The following is a 19,945-nucleotide window of genomic DNA, read 5'->3' on the forward strand; positions in this document are numbered from 1 at the left end:
CTTATCCTTCCACCACGCCGCGGGCGTTGCCTTCGCCCATATTGCGGATCGCGTCAACCACACGCGCGAGCCCCATCGACAGCGATCCCTTGACCAGGATCACATCGCCCGCATCCAGCGACCGGGGCAGGCGGTCGGCCATGTCGCGCGCGGTCTCGAACCACAGGCCCCGCTGCAATTCGGGCAGCGCCTCATGCAGATGACGCATCAGCGGCCCGACGCAATGCACCCGGTCAAGCCCCCGCAGCGCGTCCAGATCGGCCAGCGCGGCATGCAGCGCCGGTCCGGTCGGGCCAAGCTCCTTCATGTCGCCCAGAACCGCGATCCGGCGGCCCTTCTGAACCCGGCCTGTATCATGTTGAACGGGTGCTGCCGCCAGAACCGCCAGCGCCGCGGCAACCGAGGCCGGGTTGGCGTTGTAGGCGTCGTCGAACAGCGCCAGGGTCGCATCGGGATCGGCGACATCAAGCCGGATCGTGACATGCGCCCCGCGCCCCGCCCCCGGATGCCAGCGCCCGATCGCCGCCAGTGACAGCGCGCGGTCGAGGCCCAGCACCTCGCAGACCGCCAGCACCGCGGCGCCGTTGATCGCGAAATGCCGCCCCGGCGCGTCGATCTTGTAGAGCAGCTGAGCGCCCTCGAACGCGGCCTGCGCGACGCTGTAGCCCTCGGTGTCCCGTATCGAGGTGATGCGCATGTCGCAGCCCTCGGTCGTGCCGAAGGACAGGCTGACGGCCGCCCTCTCTGCGGCCCGCGCCTTGAGGATCGGGCTGGTCGGCAGATCGCCATTCCAGATCGCCACCCCGCCCGGTTCCAGCCCGTCAAAGATCGACGCCTTCTCATGCGCGATCCCGTCGATGTCTTCGAACGCCTCGAGATGCGCCGGCGCGACAATCGTCACCAGCGCCACATGCGGGCGGGCGAGCTTGCTCAGGGGGGCGATCTCGCCGGGATGGTTCATGCCGATCTCGATCACCGCGAAATCGGCGTCACGCGGCATCCGCGCAAGGGTCAGCGGCACACCCCAATGATTGTTGTAACTGGCTTCGGCGGCATGCACCTGACCATGCGCGCCCAGCACCGTGCGCAGCATCTCCTTGGTCGAGGTCTTGCCCACCGACCCGGTGACACCGACCACCCTGGCCCCTGTCCGGCTCCGCGCGGCACGCCCCAACGCCTCCAACCCGGCCTGCACGTCGTCGACGATCAGCAGCGGCGCATCACCCGCCACGCCGTCGGGCACCCGGCTGACCAAAGCCGCCGCCGCGCCCTTGTCCAGCGCCTGTGCAACAAAATCATGCCCGTCCCGCGCCGCTGTCAGGGCCACGAACAGATCGCCGGGCCGGAGCGTCCGCGTGTCGATGGACACGCCCTGCGCCTGCCATTCGGCTGTCACGGTGCCGCCGGTGGCTGCGGCCGCCTCTGCCGATGTCCAAAGGGTCATGCCAGTTTTCCGTCAAGGGCCGCGACCGCCACGCTGGCCTGTTCCACATCGTCGAACGGATAGATCGTCGTTCCCACGATCTGCCCGGTCTCGTGTCCCTTGCCGCAGATCAGCAACGCGTCCCCCGGCCCGACCGCATCGACGCCGCGCAGGATCGCTTCGGCGCGGTCCGCGACCTCGATCGCGTCCGGCGCGCCGTCCAGCACCGCCGCCCGGATCGTCGCCGGGTCTTCGGTGCGCGGATTGTCGTCGGTGACGATCACGTGGTCGGCGAACTCTGCCGCCGCCGCCCCCATCAGGGGCCGCTTGCCCGGATCGCGGTCGCCGCCCGCGCCGACGATGGCCACCAGCCGCCCCATCACGTGCGGGCGGAGCGCCTGGCAGGCGGTCGCCACCGCTGCCGGCGTATGGGCATAATCGACATAGACCGCGGCCCCATTGGCGCGCGTCGCCGCGAGCTGCATCCGCCCGCGCACGGTTTCCAGTTCCGGCAGCACCGCGAACACCCGGTCGGGCGCCGCGCCGCTGGCGATCACCAGCCCGGCCGCCACCATCACGTTCTCGGCCTGGAAGCCGCCGACGAGGTTCAGCCGGGTCTGGAAGGCCTCGCCGCCGAACCTGATTCGCACGTCCTGCCCGGTGGCGTCGAACCGCTGCGCCAGCAATGCCATGTCGGCGGCGCTGTCACGGCCCACGGTCATGACCTCCTGCCCGCGCGCCCGCGCGATGGCGAGCATGTCCACGCCGCGCGCGTCGTCGATATTGATCACCGCGATGCCGTCTTCCGGCAACACGCGCGCGAACAGCCCCGCCTTGGCGTCGAAATAGGCCTCGAAGCTTTCGTGGTAGTCCAGGTGATCCTGGGTGAAATTGGTGAACCCCGCCGCGCGCAGGTTCACGCCGTCCAGTCGCCGCTGCGCCAGCCCGTGCGACGACGCCTCCATCGCCGCATGTTCGATCCCGGCCTCCGCCGCGCCCGCAAGCGCCCGGTGCAGCGTGATCGGTTCCGGCGTGGTATGGGCCAGCGGCGCCTGCCAGTCGCCTTCGACACCCGTGGTGCCCAGGTTGACCGCCGGATGGCCCAGCAATTGCCAGATCCGCCGCACGAAACTGGCGACGCTGGTCTTGCCGTTGGTGCCGGTGACGGCGACCATCGTGTCGGGCTGGTTGCCGAACCACAGCGCCGCCGTGAAGGCCAGCGTCTGCCGCGGATCCGCGGCGATCACCAATGCGGCCGATGACCCGTCCAGCACGTCCTTGGCGATCCGGGCCCCCTCGACATCGGTGAGGATGGCCGCGGCCCCCATGCGCAACGCATATTGGATGAACTCGCCGCCATGCATGCGCGTGCCCGGCAGCGCGGCAAAAAGATAGCCCTCCCTGACATCGCGGCTGTCCACGGCCAGACCGGTGACAAAGGCGTCGGCACCGCCGCGCCCCGTCAGACCCAGCTCGGTCAGGCTCTTGGCGTCTGCCCCCATGACGCTCTCCCTGTTTTCCTGGCCTCGCAAAGGGCGGATGCCCTCAGTTCGAGGTGTTGATGATGCCTGTCAGATGCCGCGTTTCCACCTCGGGGCGCAAGCCCAGAAGCGGTGCGACGCGACGGATCATTTCAGCCGCGACCGGCACAGCCGTCCAGCCGGCGGTGCGGCGCGGCTTGGTGCCACTGGTCTCGACCGGTTCATCAAGCGTCACGATCAGCACGTATTTCGGATCATGCGTGGGAAAGACCGATGCAAAGGTGTTGATAACCTTGTCATCGTAATAACCGCCGCCCCGCGCCTTTGGCTTGTCGGCCGTGCCGGTCTTGCCGCCCACCGAATAGCCCGGCACCTCGCCAAAGCTCGCCGTGCCTTCGGTGACCACCTTGCGCAGCATGTCCAGCGATTGCCGCGCGGTCCTCTCGGACATCAGGCGCGATCCAAGCCTTGGGCCGTTCTGCCTGAGCAGCGTCGGCTCGACCCTGTAGCCGCCATTGGCGATCGCCGCGTATCCGGCCGCCAGGTGCAGCGGGCTCGACGACAACCCGTGGCCATAAGAGATCGTCACGCTCGACAGGTCGGTCCAGCGTTGCGGCAAGAGCGGCTGACCCCCCTTGGCCTCGACGATTTCCAGCGGCGTCGGCTCGAAAAAGCCGAGCCCCTTGAGAAACTCCTGCTGCCGCTGCGCGCCGATCGCCAGGGCCAGGCGGCCTGTGCCCCGGTTCGAACTCTTGACGATGATGTCCGACACCGACAGCGGTCCGTAATTCTTGTTCTGGAATTCCCCGATCCGGAATCCGCCCACCTTCAGCGGTCCACTCGTGTCGATCACCGTCTCGGGATTGACCAACCCCAACTCGAGCGCCTGGGCCGAGGCGAACACCTTGAAGGTGGAGCCAAGCTCGTATACGCCCTGCACCGCGCGGTTGAACAGCGGGCTGTCCGCCGCCTCGCCCTGGGTCAACGGACGCGGGCGGTCATTGGGGTCGAAATCCGGCAGCGACGCGATCGCGATCACCTCGCCGGTATGGACATCCATCAGCACGCTGGCCGCGCCCTTGGCATTCATCAGGCTCATGCCGCCCTGAAGCACCCGTTCGGTCGCCGCCTGGATGGTCAGGTCCAGCGATAGTTCGAGTGGTGCGCCCTCGCGGGCCGGGTCGCGCAGCGCGTCGTCGAAGAATTTCTCGATGCCCGCGGTCCCGATGACTTCAGCGGAATGAACGCCTTCGCGGCCAAAGCTCGCGCCGCCAAGGATATGCGCCGCCAGCGCGCCATTGGGATAAAGCCGCATCTCGCGCGGGCCGAACAACAGGCCCGGCTCGCCGATGTCATGCACCCGCTGCTTCTGCTCGGGGCTGAGTTTCTTGCGCACCCACATGAACTTGCGCTTGCCGGTGAAGTCCTTGCGCAAACGGTCTTCGTCAAGTTCCGGAAATATCGCGACCAATTCCCGTGCCGCCTTGATCGGGTCGATCATCTGCTGCGGATGGGCATAAAGCGAAAACGTCTCCATGTTGGTTGCGAGGATCCGCCCCTGCCGGTCGACGATATCGGCCCGGCTGGCGATGATCGACGCCCCCGTGGCCTGCGCGCGCGGCTCTTCAGCTTCGGAGGCAGCCAGCGTGCCCATGCGCGCGCCGATCACGCCGAAGGCGCAAAAGAACATCACCGCCATGACCAGAAGCCGCCCCTCGGCCCGCGACCGCGCCTTGTCGCGCATCTGTTCATGCCGGATGCGCAGGTTTTCGCGTTCGATGGCGTCGGGGTTCTCGCCCTTGCGGCGCGCGTCCAGAATGCGCGCCAGCGGACGCAGCGGTGTGCGAATCATGGCTCTTGCTCTCCTGCTCCGGCGCTGGACACCTCGACCGGATCGGTGATCGGCAATTCGGGAGGCTGCGGATAGGCGACCTGGTCGACGCGCCCGAACTGGTCCGGCTCGAACGGCATCAGGCCCAGACGCTCGAAATTCACCTCGGCGAGGTCCCGCAGACGATCCGGGCGATTCAGATAGGCCCATTCCGCCTTCAGAACGGCCAACCGCGCCCGTGCATCGCGCAGGTCGGCGCGCACCGCCTGCGCCTCGCCCAGCGCCGCCTGCGTCTTGTAGTTCTCGTGATAGGCCCAGAACGCGGCCCCGATGACGGTCATGAACGTCAGGACATAAAGTAGCGAACGCATCAACGGTCTTCCTTCAGTTGCGGCAAGGCGATCTGGCCCGCGTCGATCTCGCCCGCCGGGGCCTCGGTGCGCCGCGCCACCCGCAGCTTGGCCGACCGGGCACGCGGATTGACCGCCAGTTCATCATCATCCGGACCCACCGCCTTGCGGGTCACGATCTCGAATGCAGGTGTTTCGGCTTCGAGTTCGGGCGCATAGCGGTTGGCGCGCCCCGCCTGCCCGCCGCGCGCCTGCATGAACCGCTTGACCATCCGGTCCTCGACGGAATGAAAGCTGACCACGGCAAGCAGGCCACCGGGCCTGAGCGCGCGTTCGGCCGCCATCAGCCCCAGCATCAGCGCGCCGTATTCGTCGTTCACCGCGATCCGCAGCGCCTGGAAACTGCGCGTGGCGGGATGGCTCTGGTTCGGCTTGGGGCGTGGCAGGCAGGTCTCGATGATCCCGGCCAGCTGCAATGTCCGCGTGATCGGCGCCACCTTGCGTGCCGCCACGATCGCCTTGGCAATCCGGCGCGACGCGCGCTCTTCGCCGTAGGTATAGAGAATGTCCGCGATATCAAAGGCATCCGCATTGTTCACGATATCCGCCGCCGACGGTCCGTCCTGCCCCATCCGCATGTCCAACGGGCCGTCCTTCATGAAGGAAAACCCGCGCTCGGCCTGGTCAAGCTGCATCGACGACACGCCAAGGTCCAGCACAACCCCGTCCACGTCCGACGCGATCTGGTCCATCTCGGCAAAGTTTGCCTGGTGCAGTTCGATCCGGCCGTCATATTCGGGCAACCAGGCCGCCGCCATCTCGAGCGCCAGCGGATCGCGGTCGATGCCGATGACCTTGTCGGCCCCTGCCTCGATCAGCCCACGCGCATAACCGCCCGCGCCGAAGGTGCCATCGACCCAAACGCCGCCGACTGGCGCAACCGTTCGCAACAGCGGCGCAAGCAGGACGGGAATGTGGGGGTCTCGAGGGGGCGTCGCAGCGGCAGCAGACATGTCCGATCAGCTCCCCGGCTGCTTGTCCAGGTAGATGAGCGGGTCGACATCGTCCGGCAGCTCTTCGAGCCACTCGTCGGTCGCGGCCTGTTCCTCGGCCTCGAAGGTTCCGGGTTCCCAGATCTGGAACGTGTCGCCGGCGCCGATGAAGAACGCCTCGGCGCTCAGCCCGATCTTCTGGCGCAGCTTTGCCGGCAGCACCAGCCGTCCGGTCTCGTCGACGCTGGTCGCATGGGACTGCCCGTTGAACAGGCGCTGCAGCATCTTGCGCTCGACCGACCCACGCGGGAGCGCCTCGATCTTCTCGTCCACCTCTTCGATGGCAGTGATCGTGTAACATTCAAGGTATTTGCGGCGCTTGTCGCCGTAGACAATGACCAGTTCGGGGTTCAGACCTTCAGTATAGGCAGGATCGCCCGCCTCGAGGACACGGCGAAACGAGGCCGGGATGGACACCCTGCCCTTGCCATCGACCTTGTGATGGCTTTCACCTCTGAACCTCAGCTTTCGGGTCACTGCCCTACCGGTCCCTTCATTGCTCTGATCCCTGGAAACGGAAACGGCGGGTTGATCTGCTGCCACTGATCAACCCGCCGCCCGTGTCCCGTTTCCGGGAATGTCCGACTGCGCGCGCCACCTGGGGGGATGTCTGCTCGCCCGCGCGCCGGATCTCTGTGTTCGATGAAAGCGGGTGCCTGTATGAAACCTGCTTTTTTTATTGTTTGGATACCGCGGTGAGGTCTTGCTGCCTCGTCTGCCGTTCCTGCTCTCATCTCGTGAAACATGGATGCCATGGGAATTCATGGGTCGCAACAGTTTTTTATGGGAAACCGGCACCAGACGCTGGCACTACAGCCTTTTCAGCACTGGATTTGGTATCAAATTCGCCGATCCGAAACGATATGCACCACAAAGCTCTCAACAGGATACAATATATGGTAACTTCTGACACCAATCACGTTTGCCCATAATTTCCCGAACGCAGAACAAACAAACCAAGAACATCCGCAAATGGCAGCTTTTGAAAAGCCGCAACCCACCCGAATTTCCTTTTAATTCGCTGGGAATCACGGATTTGATTCGCCGACACCAGGCTCGTACGCACCGATTGTCCCATCATTTCCCATGCCATGCCTCTGGACGGCAACGCTTGCAATGAAGACCCGCCGGTTGTACGCCGAAATCCGTCATGGTCCGGGCCAAACCCGGTGAAAAGGGAACGTGGTGAAATCCCACGACTGCCCCCGCAACTGTAAGCGGCGAGCGTGTTCGGCATATGCCACTGGGAAACCGGGAAGGCCCGAGCCACGCAAAGACCCGCAAGTCAGGAGACCTGCCGTGACAGATCACCCTACACCCGCGCGGGGCGCGCGGGATGTGACGGTACTCCGGTGTGGTGACAGTCACCGTCTTTGGGCGCAGCCCTCAGGCTTGATATGTTCGATGCGCGGGAGGCAGGGCGGTGAAGCTCTTTGGTGCGCTGATGGTTTTGACGGGGGCGATGTTTCTGGCATCGCTGTTCGTCGGCTATGCGGCGATCTCAATTCCCGACGGTCTGACGGCGCTCTTCGGGCGGGGCAATCCGCTTTACGTGACCGTCATGCAGGAGATCCGCCTGCCCCGCACCCTGCTTGCCGCCATGATCGGCGTGTCGCTGGGCCTGTCCGGTGCCGCGATGCAGGGCTTCCTGCGCAACCCGCTGGCCGAACCGGGGCTGATCGGGGTCTCCGGCTCTGCCGCGCTGGGTGCCGTGATCGCACTGCAAACCGGGTTTGCCGCTGCGTTTTTCCTTGCCTTGCCGATCACCGCGCTTGGCTTTGCCGGGGTGGCGGTCGCGCTGATCCTGCTGCTCGCCGGTCCGCGCGGATCGTCGCTCACCCTGATCCTTGCGGGCATCGCCGTGTCGGCCTTTGCCGCAGCCCTCACCTCATTGACGTTGAACCTGTCGCCCAACCCCTATGCCGCGTCCGAGATCATGTTCTGGATGATGGGCTCCGTCGCCAACCGCGCGATGAGCCATGTCTGGCTGGCGCTGCCGATCATGGCGCTTGGCTGGGTCGCGCTGGCCGGTCTGGGGCGTGGCCTCGATGCGCTGACGCTGGGCGAAGACGCCGCCGAGGCGATGGGCATCTCGCTCTCGCGCCTGCGCGTGCAACTGCTCTTCGGCACCGCCGCTGCGGTCGGCGCCGCCACCGCTGTGGCTGGCGCTGTCGGTTTTGTCGGGCTGGTGGTGCCGCATATCCTGCGCCGTTTTGCCCATGGCCGTCCGTCCACCTTGCTCTGGGCTTCGGCCCTAGGCGGCGCTGCGATGGTCCTTGCCGCCGATCTGGTGACTCGGCTGGTGCTGCCGGAGCGCGACCTCAAACTCGGCGTCGTGATGGCCCTGATCGGCGCACCGCTCTTCCTGCACCTTATATACAAGACACGGAGGGAGTTTGCATGACGCTCCTGTCGGTGCAAAACCTCACTGTGCGGCGCGGCGAATGCCCCGTGGTGGATGCGGCTTCGTTCAGCATCGGCCCCGGCGAATGTGTCGGCCTGATCGGCCCCAACGGCGCGGGCAAGACCTCGCTTCTGCGCGGCGCTCTGGGCCTCTTGCCGTTCGAGGGGACCAGCAGCCTTGCCGCCCTGCCTCCGCGACAGCGCGCGGGGCAGGCCGCTTGGTTGCCGCAGACCCGCGAAATCGCGTGGCCGATGAGCGTCGAGAGGATCGTCGCCCTTGGCCGCCTGCCCTACCTTGCACGCGGCGCACGGCTCAGCCCTACGGATCAAAACGCGGTCGATGCCGCCCTCACCCGCATGGGGCTGCAGAATTTCCGCACCCGTCTGGCCACAGCGCTCTCGGGTGGCGAACAGGCGCGCGTGCTGATCGCGCGCACGCTGGCGCAGGACACGCCGCTCCTGATGGCGGACGAACCGATCGCCGGGCTTGATCCCGCCGCCCAGATCGCCACGCTTCAGGTGTTCGAGACCCTGGCCCAGGAAGGCCGCGCCGTGCTGACCTCTCTGCATGACCTGTCGCTGGCCGGGCGCTACTGCACCCGGCTCATCATGATGGGCGCAGGCCGCATCGTGGCCGATGGCACGCCGGACGAGATCCTGACGGCCGCCCGTCTGGAAGAGGTGTTCCACCTGCGCGCCAATATCGTGCCCACGCCAAACGGCCCGCTGGTCCAACCTTTGGGAGTGATCCAATGAGTGCCCCGCAGCGCATCGTCTGCCTGACCGAGGAAACGGTCGAAACGCTCTACCTGCTGGGGCAGGAAGACCGGATCGTCGGCGTCACCGGCTATGCCGTGCGCCCCAAGCGCGTGCGGCAGGAAAAGCCGCGCGTCGGCGCCTTCACCTCTGCCGACATCCCCAAGATCCTCGCGCTGCGCCCCGATCTGGTGCTCACCTTCTCGGACCTGCAAGCCGACATCGCCGCCGAGCTGATCCGCGCCGGGATCGAGGTCATGGCCTTCAACCAGCGCGATGTGGCGGGCATCCTGCGCATGATCCGCATGCTGGGCCGGCTGACCGATTGCACCGACCGCGCCGAGGCACTGGCCCAAGGCTTCGAAACCCGCATCGCCACCCTGCGCGCCAACGCGCCCGACCACCGCCCGCGCGTCTATTTCGAGGAATGGGACGACCCGATGATCACCAGCATCGGCTGGGCCTCCGACCTGATCGAGATCGCGGGCGGCACCGATTGCTTCGCCCATCTGCGCCATGAGGCGTCGGCAAAAGACCGCATTGTGACGTCTGAAGACGTGATCGCCGCCGCACCGGATATCATTGTCGCCTCATGGTGTGGCAAGAAGGTGAGACCGGAAAAGATCGCCGCGCGCCCCGGCTGGGGCATGATCCCGGCTGTCGCGCAGGGCCGCATCGTCGAAATCAAATCGCCGCTGATCCTGCAACCCGGCCCCGCCGCCCTCAGCGACGGGCTTGACGCCATGATCGCCGCCATCTTCCCCAAGGACGTTCCGCCATGCTGACCCGGATCACCGATTTCCTGAACATCGGCGGCCCCGCCCTCTGGGTCATCGCCGGGCTGAGCGTGGTGACGCTGGGCCTGATCCTGTGGAAGCTTTGGCGGCTGACGCTGATGGGCGCATGGCGGCGCGACGCGACCGAGGCTGCCGTGGGTCAGTGGCAGATTGGCCAATATGACAATGCCCTTGCCAATTTGCACAATCGCACCGGCCTGCGCGCCCGCGTGGTCAAAACCGCCATGCAGGCCGCGCGCACCCTGCCCATCGAAGATGCCCGCGACGAGACCGCCCGCGTCGCGCGTGGCGCGCTGATGGACGCGGGAAGCGGGTTGCGCGCACTGGACCTCATTGCCACCATCGCGCCGCTGGTCGGCCTGCTCGGCACCGTTCTGGGCATGATCGACGCGTTTCAGGCGCTTCAGGACAGCGGTGCCCGCGCCGACCCCTCGGCCCTCGCCGGCGGCATCTGGGAGGCGCTTCTGACCACCGCCGCAGGCATGGCCGTGGCAATCCCGGCCTCCATGGCGCTCAGCTGGTTCGACAGCATCAACGACCGCCTCGCACATGATTTCGACGATCTCGCCACCCGCGTTCTGACCCGGAGCAGACGGGACTGACATGCTTGACCTGAGCCACCAGACACGCCGCCGCCGCATCGGGTTGACCCCGATGATCGACGTCGTGTTCCTGCTGCTGGTCTTCTTCATGCTTGCCGCACGGTTCGGTGTGACCGACGCGATCCCGGTCACACTCTCTGGCGGCGCGGCACAGCCCTATGACGGCCCACCCCGACTGCTCAGCGTCCTGCCGGACGGTCTGCGCATCAACGGCATTGAAACAACCGACCCGGTCGCGGCATTGTCCCCGCTGATGAAGAGCGACGATGACATCATCCTGTTGCGCCCGCGCGACGGTGCGTCGGTGCAACACCTGCTGGACACGATGGGCCTGCTGCGCGCGGCGGGCTGGTCCAACCTCGTGGTGCTGGAATGACACGCCGCGCGCTCATATCGCCGCGCCCCCGTCGCGCCGCACGTGAACCCGTCGTGCCGATGATCAACGTGGTGTTCCTGCTGCTGATCTTCTTCCTGATGACCGCGCAGATCGTCCCCCCCGCGCCCTTCGACCTGACCCTGCCGAACGCCAGCGGCGACGAGGACACGGGCCAGGCCGCCCTTTACATAAGTGCGGAGGGAGAGATCGCTTTCGACACGGCGCGCGGTGACGCGGCTCTGGCCCAAGCTGTTGCCGCGACGGAAGACGCGCCTTTGCGCCTGCACGCCGATGCCACCCTGCCCGCCGCGACCCTTGCGCAAATCCTCGCGCAGCTGACGGCACTTGGCGCAACACGCGTCGAGATCGTGACGGAGGGCGGCTGATGCGGGTTTTCGAAGTCATCGCGTTCATCGCCCTCTCCGGCGCGCTTCACGCCGCAACGCTGGCCATCGCCCCCTTGCAACCCGGCGGCAGCAGCGGTGTCGAAGGCGGCACTGCAGAAATGACCCTGCAGGCCGCAACGCCCACGCTGGCCGCTATGGTGCAGGACTGGGACCGCGCGCCGGAGGTGAGCGATGCGCCGAGGCTGACAGAGCCCGATGCGGCCGCAGCGCCCGTCCGCCCGAAGCAGGACACGCCCTTGGCCCGACGCCCAGCCATGACGGCCCTTGCCGCCCCCGGCCCGGCGCCGAGCCTGCCACAGGCCGAAACGCGCCTGCCGGCGCCGCCGATCCCCCTGGCCCAGACCATGCCCGAGGCCTTGCCGCTGCCCCTCACACAGAGGGCAGACGACGCACCCGACCTGCCCGCACCGCAAGACACGCCGCGTCCCGCCGCGCCTGCGCGACCGACACTGGCCGAGACCGTCCGGGCTGCCCCGGAGATCGACACGACACCACCCGCCCGCCGGGCTGCGCCCGTCGCGTCGCTGCGTCCGCAACCGCGCCCCGACAGACCCGCGCCGCGTACCGCTCCCGAACCACAGCCCGCGCAAGGCGCGGCGCAGCCCAAACAAACGGCGCAGGGATCGGGATCCGCTTCTTCGTCCAGCCCCAGGCAATCCGTCGAAGCCCCCGCGCCGCGCGGACCATCCGGTGCGCAACTGGCCCGGCTGGAACAGCAATGGGGCGCTCAGATCACCTCGGCCCTGCGTCGCGCGCATCGACCGCCGCGCGGGTTGCAGGGAACGGTGCAACTGGTGATCGCCGTCGCCCCGGCGGGACAGGTCACTGGCGTGTCGCTGGCGGCGTCATCGGGCAATCCACGGCTGGACCAGGCGGCGCTGGCCGCAGTCAGACGGGCGCGGTTTCCAAGGGCGCCCGAGGGACTGACGAAATCCAGCTACCGGTTCAGCCAACGGTTGACCGTCGCGCGGTGAACGCTCGGTCGACCGAGCGTGTCGATGCGTCGACGCATCGTCGCCCGGCTCAGGCCACACCGTCCTTGATCAGCCTCTCGGCCAGTTGGGCATAGGCCTCGGCCATCGGACCCTCGCCCGCCGCCACCGGCGCGCCGCCATCGCCCGCCAACCGCGTGTCGAGATCGAGCGGCAGTTGCGCCAGCAGCGGAATGTCCCGCGCCGAGGCTTCGGCCACCATGCCGCCCGCGCCGAAGATGTGGCTTTGCCCGCCGCAATGGGGACAAGTGAAGACCGCCATGTTCTCGATCAGGCCCAGCACCGGCGTCTTGAGCGTCTCGAACATGTCGAGCGCCTTGCGCGCGTCCAGAAGCGCCACGTCCTGCGGCGTCGAGACCACCAGCGCCCCGGACACGTTGGCCTTTTGACAGAGCGTCATCGCCACATCGCCGGTGCCCGGCGGCAGGTCGACCAGCAGCACGTCCAGATCACCCCAGGCGACCTGCGACAGCATCTGCTGCAACGCGCCCATGAGCATCGGACCGCGCCAGACGACGGCCTTTTCCGCGGGCAGCATCAGGCCGATGGACATGACCGTCACGCCATGCGCCTTCAGCGGGATGATCGTCTGGCCGTCCGGGCTTTCGGGTTTCTGCGACACGCCCATCATGCGCGGCTGGCTGGGGCCGTAGATATCGGCATCGAGCAGCCCGACGCGCCGCCCGGCCCGGGCCAGCGCCACGGCAAGGTTCGACGACACGGTGGATTTGCCGACACCCCCCTTGCCCGACCCGATGGCGAGGATGTGCCGGACCCCCGCCGGTTTCAGCGATCCCGCCTGCGGTTTCGGATGTCCGCCGATCTTCAGCCCCTTGGGCGGCTCTTTCGCCGGCCCGTGCGCGGTCAGCGCGACAGACACATCCGACACGCCGGGCAGATCGCGCACCACCGCCTCGGCGGCCTTGCGCACGGGCTCCATCAGGCGGGCGATTTCGGGCGATGGCGCCTCGATGACGAATCGCACCCGTGATCCGTCCACCTGGACCGCCCGCACCAGATCGCCCGAGATCAGGTCCTTCCCGTCGGGAATCGCCACGCGGGACAGGGCGGCGCGAATCTCTTCGGAAGTTACCGACATGCTCAACCTTTCATCATTGTGTAACGGAGATGGCAGCGCGCGCGAAAACCTTCAACCATCTGCCCGAATATTAGCGGCGCATGTAAAGATCGCACAAAAATGAATCTTTGAATCTATGCATTTGCTGCATAGCAGCGTTGAGCGAAAAAAGGATTGTGCACGTGCAGCATTCGCCTATCTTTGTCTCAAGCGAACGGAAACACACAAATTCGAACAGAGCAGACACAATGGCATATGAAACAACCAGCATCAGCGGCGTAGGCACCGGCCTCATGGCTCGGCTGTCCACGCTGGTCACCGAGTATCGCGCCAATGTCGCGCGTCGCAAGGTCTATCGCAACACGCTGCGCGAACTCGACGCGCTGTCGCACCGCGATCTGCAGGATCTCGGAATGAACAAATCCGAGATTCGGCGCGTTGCATACCAGGCAGCTTACGAAAGCTGACGAAATTCCGGCGAGCATGGCCCCGACCGGGCCCCTTGCCACACAGGATCGGACGCCCTCTCCTCCTCCCTGGGCGCTCCGAATAAGACGGTGGCACCTCTCCTCCTCCCTGGTGTCACCGTCACCCTATCTGGGTCTTCGGACCCGAACGTGCTCGGCATCCTCTCCTCCTCCCTGGATGTCGTGAACTGGAAGCGGTGGTGCCTCTCCTCCCTTGGCACCACCGTTTTTCTTTGTCCGGAGGACAGCCACGCGCGGAACGGGATTTCGAAATCCCGTGCGCAAGGTCCTTCGAAGGACCTTCGCCCGGCCGACGCGATTTTCCGACACCGCCCGGGTTTTCCTTTCCCTGTCCATTCGCTAGATGAGGCGCAGCACTTTATCTGCGGCCCCTCGGGCGGCATCAGGATCGGGACGAGACCCCATGGCTATGGACAAGACATTCGACGCGCAGGCCGCCGAAGCGCGGCTCTACCAGGCGTGGGAAGACAGTGGCGCCTTCAAGGCGGGGGCCAATGCCTCGCGCGATGACACGTTCTGCGTGATGATCCCGCCGCCCAACGTCACGGGCAGCCTGCACATGGGTCACGCCTTCAACAACACGCTGCAGGACATTCTGGTCCGCTGGCACCGGATGCGTGGTTTCGACACGCTCTGGCAGCCGGGCACCGACCATGCGGGCATCGCCACGCAGATGGTGACCGAGCGCGAGATGGCCGCCAATGGCGAGCCGACGCGGCGCGAGATGGGGCGCGAGGCGTTTCTGACCCGCGTCTGGGAACAGAAGGTCAAGTCGCGCGGCACGATCATCGGGCAGCTCAAGCGGCTTGGCGCGTCGGCCGACTGGTCGCGCGAGGCCTTCACCATGGGGGGTGCATCTGGCGATCCCGACAAGGACAGCGGCGCGCCCAATTTCCATGACGCGGTGATCAAGGTCTTCGTCGACATGTACAACAAGGGCCTGATCTATCGCGGCAAGCGGCTGGTCAACTGGGACCCGCATTTCGAGACCGCGATTTCCGATCTCGAGGTCGAGAACACCGAGGTGCCGGGCCACATGTGGCACTTCAAGTACCCGCTCGCCGGCGGGGCGACCTATACCTATATCGAGAAAGACGAAGACGGGAACGTCGTGCTGGAAGAACAGCGCGACTATATTTCCATCGCGACGACGCGGCCCGAAACCATGCTGGGCGACGGCGCGGTTGCGGTTCATCCGTCGGATGAACGGTACGCCCCAATCGTCGGAAAGCTTTGCGAGATTCCGGTTGGGCCGAAAGAGCACCGCCGCCTGATCCCGATCATCACCGACGAGTATCCCGATCCCGAGTTCGGCTCGGGGGCGGTCAAGATCACCGGTGCGCATGACTTCAACGACTATGGCGTCGCCAAGCGGGGCGGCATTCCGTGCTACCGGCTGATGGACACCAAGGCGCATATGCGCGACGACGGCGCGCCTTATGCCGACGCGGCCGAGGTCGCGGGAAGCGTCGCGCGCGGCGAACGCACGCTGGACGAGATCGAGGTCGATGGCCTGAACCTCGTTCCCGATCACCTGCGCGGGCTGGACCGGTTCGAGGCGCGCACGCGCGTGGTCGAGGAAATCACCGCCGAAGGTCTGGCCGTCATGGTGCCGCCGACCGATCCGCGGCTGGGGTCCCCGAAGGCACCCGTGGCCCCGGAAGAGGGCGGCGAAGCGCGCGACGACACGCTGGTTCCGCTGGTCGAGGCCAAGCCGATCATGCAGCCCTTCGGCGACCGCTCCAAGGTGGTGATCGAGCCGATGCTGACCGACCAGTGGTTCGTGGACGCCGAAAAGATCGTCGGCCCGGCGCTCGACGCGGTGCGCAAGGGCGACGTCAGGATCGTGCCCGAGTCGGGCGAGCGGACCTATTATCACTGGCTGGAAAACATCGAACCCTGGTGCATCTCGCGCCAGCTCTGGTGGGGACATCAGATCCCGGTGTGGTACGGGTTCGACCTGTCCGGCGACGGGTTCGTGGATGACGAGGGCGACGGTGCGCTTGACCAGGTCGAGATGGGGCGCCTGCTGCTGGAGCAGAAGCTGGCGCGCGGCGCCGAGACGCATCACGCCGCTGCAAGCTTTGAAGAATTGCAGGACGCGTTCGGCGATGTGCTGTCGACCCTGCCGACCCCGCTGAACCATGCGCGGCTGGTCGAGGTGTCCGATCGCGCCGAGGCGCGGCACCTGCTGGCGACCAGCCTTGCCGACTACGAGGCGCATGACCAGGATCCGACACGGCTGGTCTACCCGGTCTGGCGTGACCCCGATGTCCTCGACACCTGGTTCTCGTCCGGCCTCTGGCCGATCGGGACGCTGGGCTGGCCCGAGGACACGCCGGAATTGCAGAAATACTTCCCGACCAGCGTTCTGGTGACGGGTCAGGACATCCTGTTCTTCTGGGTTGCGCGGATGATGATGATGCAGCTTGCCGTGGTCGATCAGGTGCCGTTCCAGGACGTCTACCTGCACGGGCTGGTGCGTGACGCCAAGGGCAAGAAGATGTCCAAATCCTTGGGAAATGTCGTTGATCCCCTTGAGATCATTGACGAATACGGCGCGGATGCGCTGCGCTTCACCAATGCGGCGATGGCGTCGCTTGGCGGTGTGCTGAAACTCGACATGCAGCGGCTTGCCGGCTACCGGAACTTCGGAACCAAGCTCTGGAACGCGACGCGCTTTGCCGAGATGAACGGCGTGTTCGAGGCCCGCGCACCAGGCGCCGGGATCCCCAAGGCCACCGCGACGGTGAACCTTTGGATCATCGGCGAGACCGCCCGCGTGCGCGCCGAGGTGGATGCCGCCCTTGACGCCTACCGCTTCGACGACGCGGCAGCGGCGCTGTACCGCTTTGTCTGGGGCAAGGTCTGCGACTGGTATGTCGAGTTTTCCAAGCCGCTCCTGCTGGACGAGGGTCCGCAGACGGCCGAGACCAGGGCGACCATGGCCTGGGTCATCGACCAGTGCCTGATCCTGCTGCACCCGATCATGCCCTTCATCACCGAGGAACTGTGGGCCGTGACGGGGGATCGCGCCAAGATGCTGATCCATGCCGACTGGCCCACTTACGGCCCCGACCTGATCGACGCCGAGGCCGACCGCGAGATGAACTGGGTGATCGGGCTGATCGAGGGCATCCGGTCCGCGCGGCAGCAGATGCACGTGCCGGTGGGGCTTTACCTGCCGCTTGTGGTCACCGGCATGGACGATGCCGCGCGCGCCGCCTGGGGCCGCAACGAGGTGCTGATCAAGCGCCTGGCGCGGATCGACGACCTGACCGAGGTCGCGGCCTTCCCCAAGGGCTGTGCCACGGTGCCGGCCGAGGGCGCGACCTTTGGCATACCACTTGCCGACATCATCGACGTGGACGAGGAAAAGGCGCGTCTGGACAAGGCGTTGCAGAAGCTGGCCAAGGAGATCGGCGGCATGAAGGGGCGGTTGAACAACCCGAAATTCGTCGAAAGCGCGCCCGACGAGGTGGTCGAGGAAACACGCGCCAATCTCGCCGCGCGCGAGGACGAGGCGGCCAAGCTGCAGGATGCGCTGAACCGACTGGCCGAACTGGGCTGAACCGAAGGCGTCCGCCGGCCAGGGTGCGTGACATCGCGCACCCCAAGGGCCAGAGCCGCATCCTGTAGGGTGTGCTTGCAGGCACGCCGCGCGAAAGGGTCGGACAGGCAAGACCTGCCCGACCCACGCCGGACATCCGGTCGGGTCAGACCCGCCGGGTGCAGTCGTGATGTGGGATGGGGGTCATCCCTGTTCAAGAGGAAGAAGCGGCGCCGCCCCGTTCGGGCCCTGACCGTGCTCTTCTGCGTCGGGAGATGTCCCCCGGACCTGTACCCCCTCGCGAGGGGCCTCGTGTGACCGGTCTCTCATGGTCGTCCCCGCTGCCGGGGCTTCAAGAGCACTGCCCTTTCTGTCGCGGTGTGGGAGTGACCCTGTCCGCTCGATGCGCATCGTGTGTGGGGTTCTGACGCTCATCGGTTAAGACTCCGGAAATCAAGCGCGCGGGGAAAGGGCTTTCGAAAGCCCTTTTCAAACCCGTTCGAACGGGTTTTCAGCGCTCACCGAGACGGGATCACGCACGCCAGAAGTTGACAGTGAAGATGGCGTAGACCGCAAGAAGCTCCAGCCGCCGACCAGCATCCCCAGCGAAAGCATCCATTTCGCGGTATCGTTGAGCCCCGCGAAATTGCCCGCCGGGCCGATTTCCGGACCAAGCCCCGGACCGATATTGGCAAGCGCCGCAGCCGCGCCGGACACCGAGGTGATCAGGTCCAGGCCGGTCATGCTCAGGGCGACCGACAGGACGCCCAGCGAGATCACGAAGAAGACGAAGAACGAGATCACCGAGTTCATCACGTCTTCGCCCACCGGACGTCCGGCATAGCGTGGCATGAAGATGCCATGCGGCGACCGGATCTTGCGCAGTTGAACCTTGATCGACGTGAAAAGCAGCTGGTAGCGGAAGATCTTGATCGAACACGAGGTCGATCCCGCGCAGCCGCCGATCAGCCCGATGAAGAAGAAGATCGCGATCAGGAACGGCCCCCACAGCATGTAGTTGACGCTGGCATAGCCGGTGCCGGTCATGATCGACACGATGTTGAACAGCGCCTCGCGGAAGGCCTGTTCGGGATGGTGCGGAAAGATCCGGGTGAGCGTGAAAGCGGTGATCGCCACGAGTACGGCAATCGTCGCCACGAATGCGCGGATCTGGCTGTCTTTCCACAGCACCTCGTAATTGCCCCTGCTCATCTGCACGAAGCGGACGAAGGGCAATGCCGCGGCAATCATGAAGGCGGCGGCGACATATTCGGCGGGTCCCTGAAAAACTCCGAAGGAGGCGTCGTAATTGGAGAAGCCGCCGGTCGATACGGTGGTCAGGGCGTGCACCGTGGCATCGAAGAACCCCATTCCGACGATGTAATAGCTCATCGTGCAGGCGATCGTGATGGCGATGTAGATGGTCGAGATCGAGGCCGAGATCTGGGTCGCACGGGGCAGGATCTTGCCCATCGTGTCGAACGCTTCGGAGCGAAAGATCTGCATCCCGCCGACCCGCAATTCCGGCAGGAAGACCATGGCGACAACGATGATGCCGATGCCCCCCAGCCATTGCAGCAACCCGCGCCAGAGCAGGATGCCCTTGGGCAGATCGTCGAGCCCGGAAAAGACCGTGGAGCCGGTGGTCGTCAGGCCCGACATCGCCTCGAAGAAGGCGTCGATGAACCGCGCCTCCGTGGCCCCCAGAACGAACGGAATCGCGCCGAAAAAGGGCAGCGCCACCCAGACACCGGTGGTCAGCAGGAAGGTCTGCTGGATCGTCAGCCCTTCCTTCACGCCGTTGGCCGAGGCCAGCGCGATCAACCCGCCGGAAAACATCGTCAGAACAGAGCTTTGCAGGAAGACAGGCCATTCGCCCCTGCCCTCGGCAAGATCGACCAGCATCGGCAGGATCATCGTCGCCCCGAGAATCGCGACCAGAAGGCCGATCACATATGTAACGGGACGGATGTCGAACATGGCGCAAAGCGTTGGCCCCGGAGCGCCGGGGTGTCAAGCATCCGGCGGCGGGTTCGGATGCATTGTTTCGGCAAAGCAGTCTTCGAACACGAAGGGCAGGATGTCCTCCCGCGTCAGACCGAACGCCGCCAGTTCCGCGTCGCTCATCGCTTCGAGCCGCAGGATGCTGTCCAGGCGGGGCCGGATATAGACGGCCGGGTTGAAACCCTGCCCCTTCTCGGCAAAGAACAGGTCGATCCGGGATCGCAGGCCCGGCCGGATGAATGTCATCTGTAGGCTGTCTTCACGCATTGGAAACCTCTTTGACTGTGGCGCGGTCGGTTTCCTCCCGCCTGCGAGGTTAGCGCGGTCGGTTTACAAAAATGTAAAGCGATCGACG

17 protein-coding genes, 1 pseudogene and 1 riboswitch are annotated in these 19,945 nt (G+C 65.9%); of the genes and pseudogenes, 9 read left to right on the forward strand and 9 right to left on the reverse strand.

Annotated elements, in window-relative coordinates:
- Position 1: 1 nt before the first annotated feature.
- From murF to mraZ, 6 genes are read right to left on the reverse strand one after another with little or no spacing between them, the layout of a single operon-like run.
- Entirely contained in the window at positions 2 to 1,444 is a 1,443-nt protein-coding gene (murF, locus tag LCF60_RS11485) for a UDP-N-acetylmuramoyl-tripeptide--D-alanyl-D-alanine ligase (RefSeq protein WP_292291901.1), read from the reverse strand.
- Positions 1,441 to 2,925: a UDP-N-acetylmuramoyl-L-alanyl-D-glutamate--2,6-diaminopimelate ligase gene (locus LCF60_RS11490; protein ID WP_292291902.1), complete on the reverse strand. Its 1,485-nt coding sequence runs from the start codon at positions 2,923 to 2,925 to the stop codon at positions 1,441 to 1,443. Before LCF60_RS11490 ends, murF begins: the two co-directional genes overlap by 4 nt.
- 43 nt (positions 2,926 to 2,968) lie before the next feature.
- Positions 2,969 to 4,756 (reverse strand): penicillin-binding protein 2, encoded by a 1,788-nt coding sequence (locus tag LCF60_RS11495; RefSeq protein WP_292291904.1) that lies wholly within the window; start codon positions 4,754 to 4,756, stop codon positions 2,969 to 2,971.
- Positions 4,753 to 5,106 (reverse strand): cell division protein FtsL, encoded by a 354-nt coding sequence (locus LCF60_RS11500; protein ID WP_292291905.1) that lies wholly within the window; start codon positions 5,104 to 5,106, stop codon positions 4,753 to 4,755. Before LCF60_RS11500 ends, LCF60_RS11495 begins: the two co-directional genes overlap by 4 nt.
- Positions 5,106 to 6,098 (reverse strand): 16S rRNA (cytosine(1402)-N(4))-methyltransferase RsmH, encoded by a 993-nt coding sequence (gene rsmH, locus LCF60_RS11505; protein ID WP_292291906.1) that lies wholly within the window; start codon positions 6,096 to 6,098, stop codon positions 5,106 to 5,108. Before rsmH ends, LCF60_RS11500 begins: the two co-directional genes overlap by 1 nt.
- A 6-nt stretch (positions 6,099 to 6,104) precedes the next feature.
- The gene (gene mraZ / locus LCF60_RS11510) at positions 6,105 to 6,614 is read right to left on the reverse strand and encodes a division/cell wall cluster transcriptional repressor MraZ (RefSeq protein ID WP_292291907.1); all 510 of its coding nucleotides are present in this window, start codon (positions 6,612 to 6,614) and stop codon (positions 6,105 to 6,107) included.
- Between the two features lie 657 nt (positions 6,615 to 7,271).
- Positions 7,272 to 7,454, forward strand: a riboswitch (cobalamin riboswitch).
- Positions 7,455 to 7,581: 127 nt separating this feature from the next.
- Between mraZ and LCF60_RS11515 the strand changes: the two genes are divergently transcribed.
- The 7 genes from LCF60_RS11515 to LCF60_RS11545 are packed head-to-tail and all read left to right on the forward strand — an operon-like array spanning position 7,582 to position 12,452.
- Complete coding sequence (locus LCF60_RS11515) at positions 7,582 to 8,541, forward strand: iron ABC transporter permease (RefSeq protein ID WP_292291932.1); 960 nt, start codon at positions 7,582 to 7,584, stop codon at positions 8,539 to 8,541.
- The gene (locus tag LCF60_RS11520) at positions 8,538 to 9,296 is read left to right on the forward strand and encodes an ABC transporter ATP-binding protein (RefSeq protein ID WP_292291908.1); all 759 of its coding nucleotides are present in this window, start codon (positions 8,538 to 8,540) and stop codon (positions 9,294 to 9,296) included. Before LCF60_RS11515 ends, LCF60_RS11520 begins: the two co-directional genes overlap by 4 nt.
- Positions 9,293 to 10,081 carry a cobalamin-binding protein gene (locus LCF60_RS11525; RefSeq protein WP_292291909.1) on the forward strand — a complete coding sequence of 263 codons (789 nt, stop codon included), beginning with the start codon at positions 9,293 to 9,295 and terminating at the stop codon, positions 10,079 to 10,081. Before LCF60_RS11520 ends, LCF60_RS11525 begins: the two co-directional genes overlap by 4 nt.
- Complete coding sequence (locus tag LCF60_RS11530; protein ID WP_292291910.1) at positions 10,075 to 10,695, forward strand: MotA/TolQ/ExbB proton channel family protein; 621 nt, start codon at positions 10,075 to 10,077, stop codon at positions 10,693 to 10,695. The genes LCF60_RS11525 and LCF60_RS11530 overlap by 7 nt, the downstream gene beginning before the upstream one ends.
- Before the next feature lies 1 nt (position 10,696).
- Positions 10,697 to 11,071, forward strand: a complete 375-nt coding sequence (locus LCF60_RS11535) for a biopolymer transporter ExbD (RefSeq protein ID WP_292291911.1) — start codon at positions 10,697 to 10,699, stop codon at positions 11,069 to 11,071.
- A complete protein-coding gene (locus LCF60_RS11540) occupies positions 11,068 to 11,457 on the forward strand; it encodes a biopolymer transporter ExbD (RefSeq protein ID WP_292291912.1) in 390 nt (129 codons plus the stop codon). The genes LCF60_RS11535 and LCF60_RS11540 overlap by 4 nt, the downstream gene beginning before the upstream one ends.
- Entirely contained in the window at positions 11,457 to 12,452 is a 996-nt protein-coding gene (locus LCF60_RS11545) for a TonB family protein (RefSeq protein ID WP_292291913.1), read from the forward strand. Before LCF60_RS11540 ends, LCF60_RS11545 begins: the two co-directional genes overlap by 1 nt.
- Positions 12,453 to 12,501: 49 nt before the next feature.
- Here LCF60_RS11545 and LCF60_RS11550 read toward each other — a convergent pair whose 3' ends face one another.
- On the reverse strand, positions 12,502 to 13,569 hold the full coding sequence (locus LCF60_RS11550; protein WP_292291915.1) for an Mrp/NBP35 family ATP-binding protein: 1,068 nt from the start codon (positions 13,567 to 13,569) through the stop codon (positions 12,502 to 12,504).
- A 227-nt stretch (positions 13,570 to 13,796) separates the two neighbouring features.
- Between LCF60_RS11550 and LCF60_RS11555 the strand changes: the two genes are divergently transcribed.
- A complete protein-coding gene (locus tag LCF60_RS11555; protein ID WP_292291916.1) occupies positions 13,797 to 14,015 on the forward strand; it encodes a DUF1127 domain-containing protein in 219 nt (72 codons plus the stop codon).
- A gap of 424 nt (positions 14,016 to 14,439) precedes the next feature.
- Positions 14,440 to 17,607: a valine--tRNA ligase gene (locus LCF60_RS11560; protein ID WP_292291917.1), complete on the forward strand. Its 3,168-nt coding sequence runs from the start codon at positions 14,440 to 14,442 to the stop codon at positions 17,605 to 17,607.
- Positions 17,608 to 18,118: 511 nt separating this feature from the next.
- Here LCF60_RS11560 and LCF60_RS11565 read toward each other — a convergent pair.
- Positions 18,119 to 19,566 (reverse strand): annotated as a pseudogene (locus LCF60_RS11565) (TrkH family potassium uptake protein).
- A gap of 33 nt (positions 19,567 to 19,599) precedes the next feature.
- The gene (locus LCF60_RS11570) at positions 19,600 to 19,857 is read right to left on the reverse strand and encodes a hypothetical protein (protein WP_292291918.1); all 258 of its coding nucleotides are present in this window, start codon (positions 19,855 to 19,857) and stop codon (positions 19,600 to 19,602) included.
- Between the last annotated feature and the right edge of the window lie 88 nt (positions 19,858 to 19,945).

The organism is Marivita sp. (genome assembly GCF_020055635.1).
GTDB lineage: Bacteria > Pseudomonadota > Alphaproteobacteria > Rhodobacterales > Rhodobacteraceae > Marivita.

Excerpts from the sequence above, each read along its gene's own strand:
- murF (WP_292291901.1), bottom strand. The coding sequence starts at position 1,444 with ATGACCCTTTGGACATCGGCAGAGGCGGCCGCAGCCACCGGCGGCACC.
- LCF60_RS11490 (WP_292291902.1), bottom strand. The coding sequence starts at position 2,925 with ATGGGGGCAGACGCCAAGAGCCTGACCGAGCTGGGTCTGACGGGGCGC.
- LCF60_RS11495 (WP_292291904.1), bottom strand. The coding sequence starts at position 4,756 with ATGATTCGCACACCGCTGCGTCCGCTGGCGCGCATTCTGGACGCGCGC.
- LCF60_RS11500 (WP_292291905.1), bottom strand. The coding sequence starts at position 5,106 with ATGCGTTCGCTACTTTATGTCCTGACGTTCATGACCGTCATCGGGGCC.
- rsmH (WP_292291906.1), bottom strand. The coding sequence starts at position 6,098 with ATGTCTGCTGCCGCTGCGACGCCCCCTCGAGACCCCCACATTCCCGTC.
- LCF60_RS11515 (WP_292291932.1), top strand. The coding sequence starts at position 7,582 with ATGGTTTTGACGGGGGCGATGTTTCTGGCATCGCTGTTCGTCGGCTAT.
- LCF60_RS11520 (WP_292291908.1), top strand. The coding sequence starts at position 8,538 with ATGACGCTCCTGTCGGTGCAAAACCTCACTGTGCGGCGCGGCGAATGC.
- LCF60_RS11525 (WP_292291909.1), top strand. The coding sequence starts at position 9,293 with ATGAGTGCCCCGCAGCGCATCGTCTGCCTGACCGAGGAAACGGTCGAA.
- LCF60_RS11530 (WP_292291910.1), top strand. The coding sequence starts at position 10,075 with ATGCTGACCCGGATCACCGATTTCCTGAACATCGGCGGCCCCGCCCTC.
- LCF60_RS11535 (WP_292291911.1), top strand. The coding sequence starts at position 10,697 with ATGCTTGACCTGAGCCACCAGACACGCCGCCGCCGCATCGGGTTGACC.
- LCF60_RS11540 (WP_292291912.1), top strand. The coding sequence starts at position 11,068 with ATGACACGCCGCGCGCTCATATCGCCGCGCCCCCGTCGCGCCGCACGT.
- LCF60_RS11545 (WP_292291913.1), top strand. The coding sequence starts at position 11,457 with ATGCGGGTTTTCGAAGTCATCGCGTTCATCGCCCTCTCCGGCGCGCTT.
- LCF60_RS11550 (WP_292291915.1), bottom strand. The coding sequence starts at position 13,569 with ATGTCGGTAACTTCCGAAGAGATTCGCGCCGCCCTGTCCCGCGTGGCG.
- LCF60_RS11555 (WP_292291916.1), top strand. The coding sequence starts at position 13,797 with ATGGCATATGAAACAACCAGCATCAGCGGCGTAGGCACCGGCCTCATG.
- LCF60_RS11560 (WP_292291917.1), top strand. The coding sequence starts at position 14,440 with ATGGCTATGGACAAGACATTCGACGCGCAGGCCGCCGAAGCGCGGCTC.
- LCF60_RS11570 (WP_292291918.1), bottom strand. The coding sequence starts at position 19,857 with ATGCGTGAAGACAGCCTACAGATGACATTCATCCGGCCGGGCCTGCGA.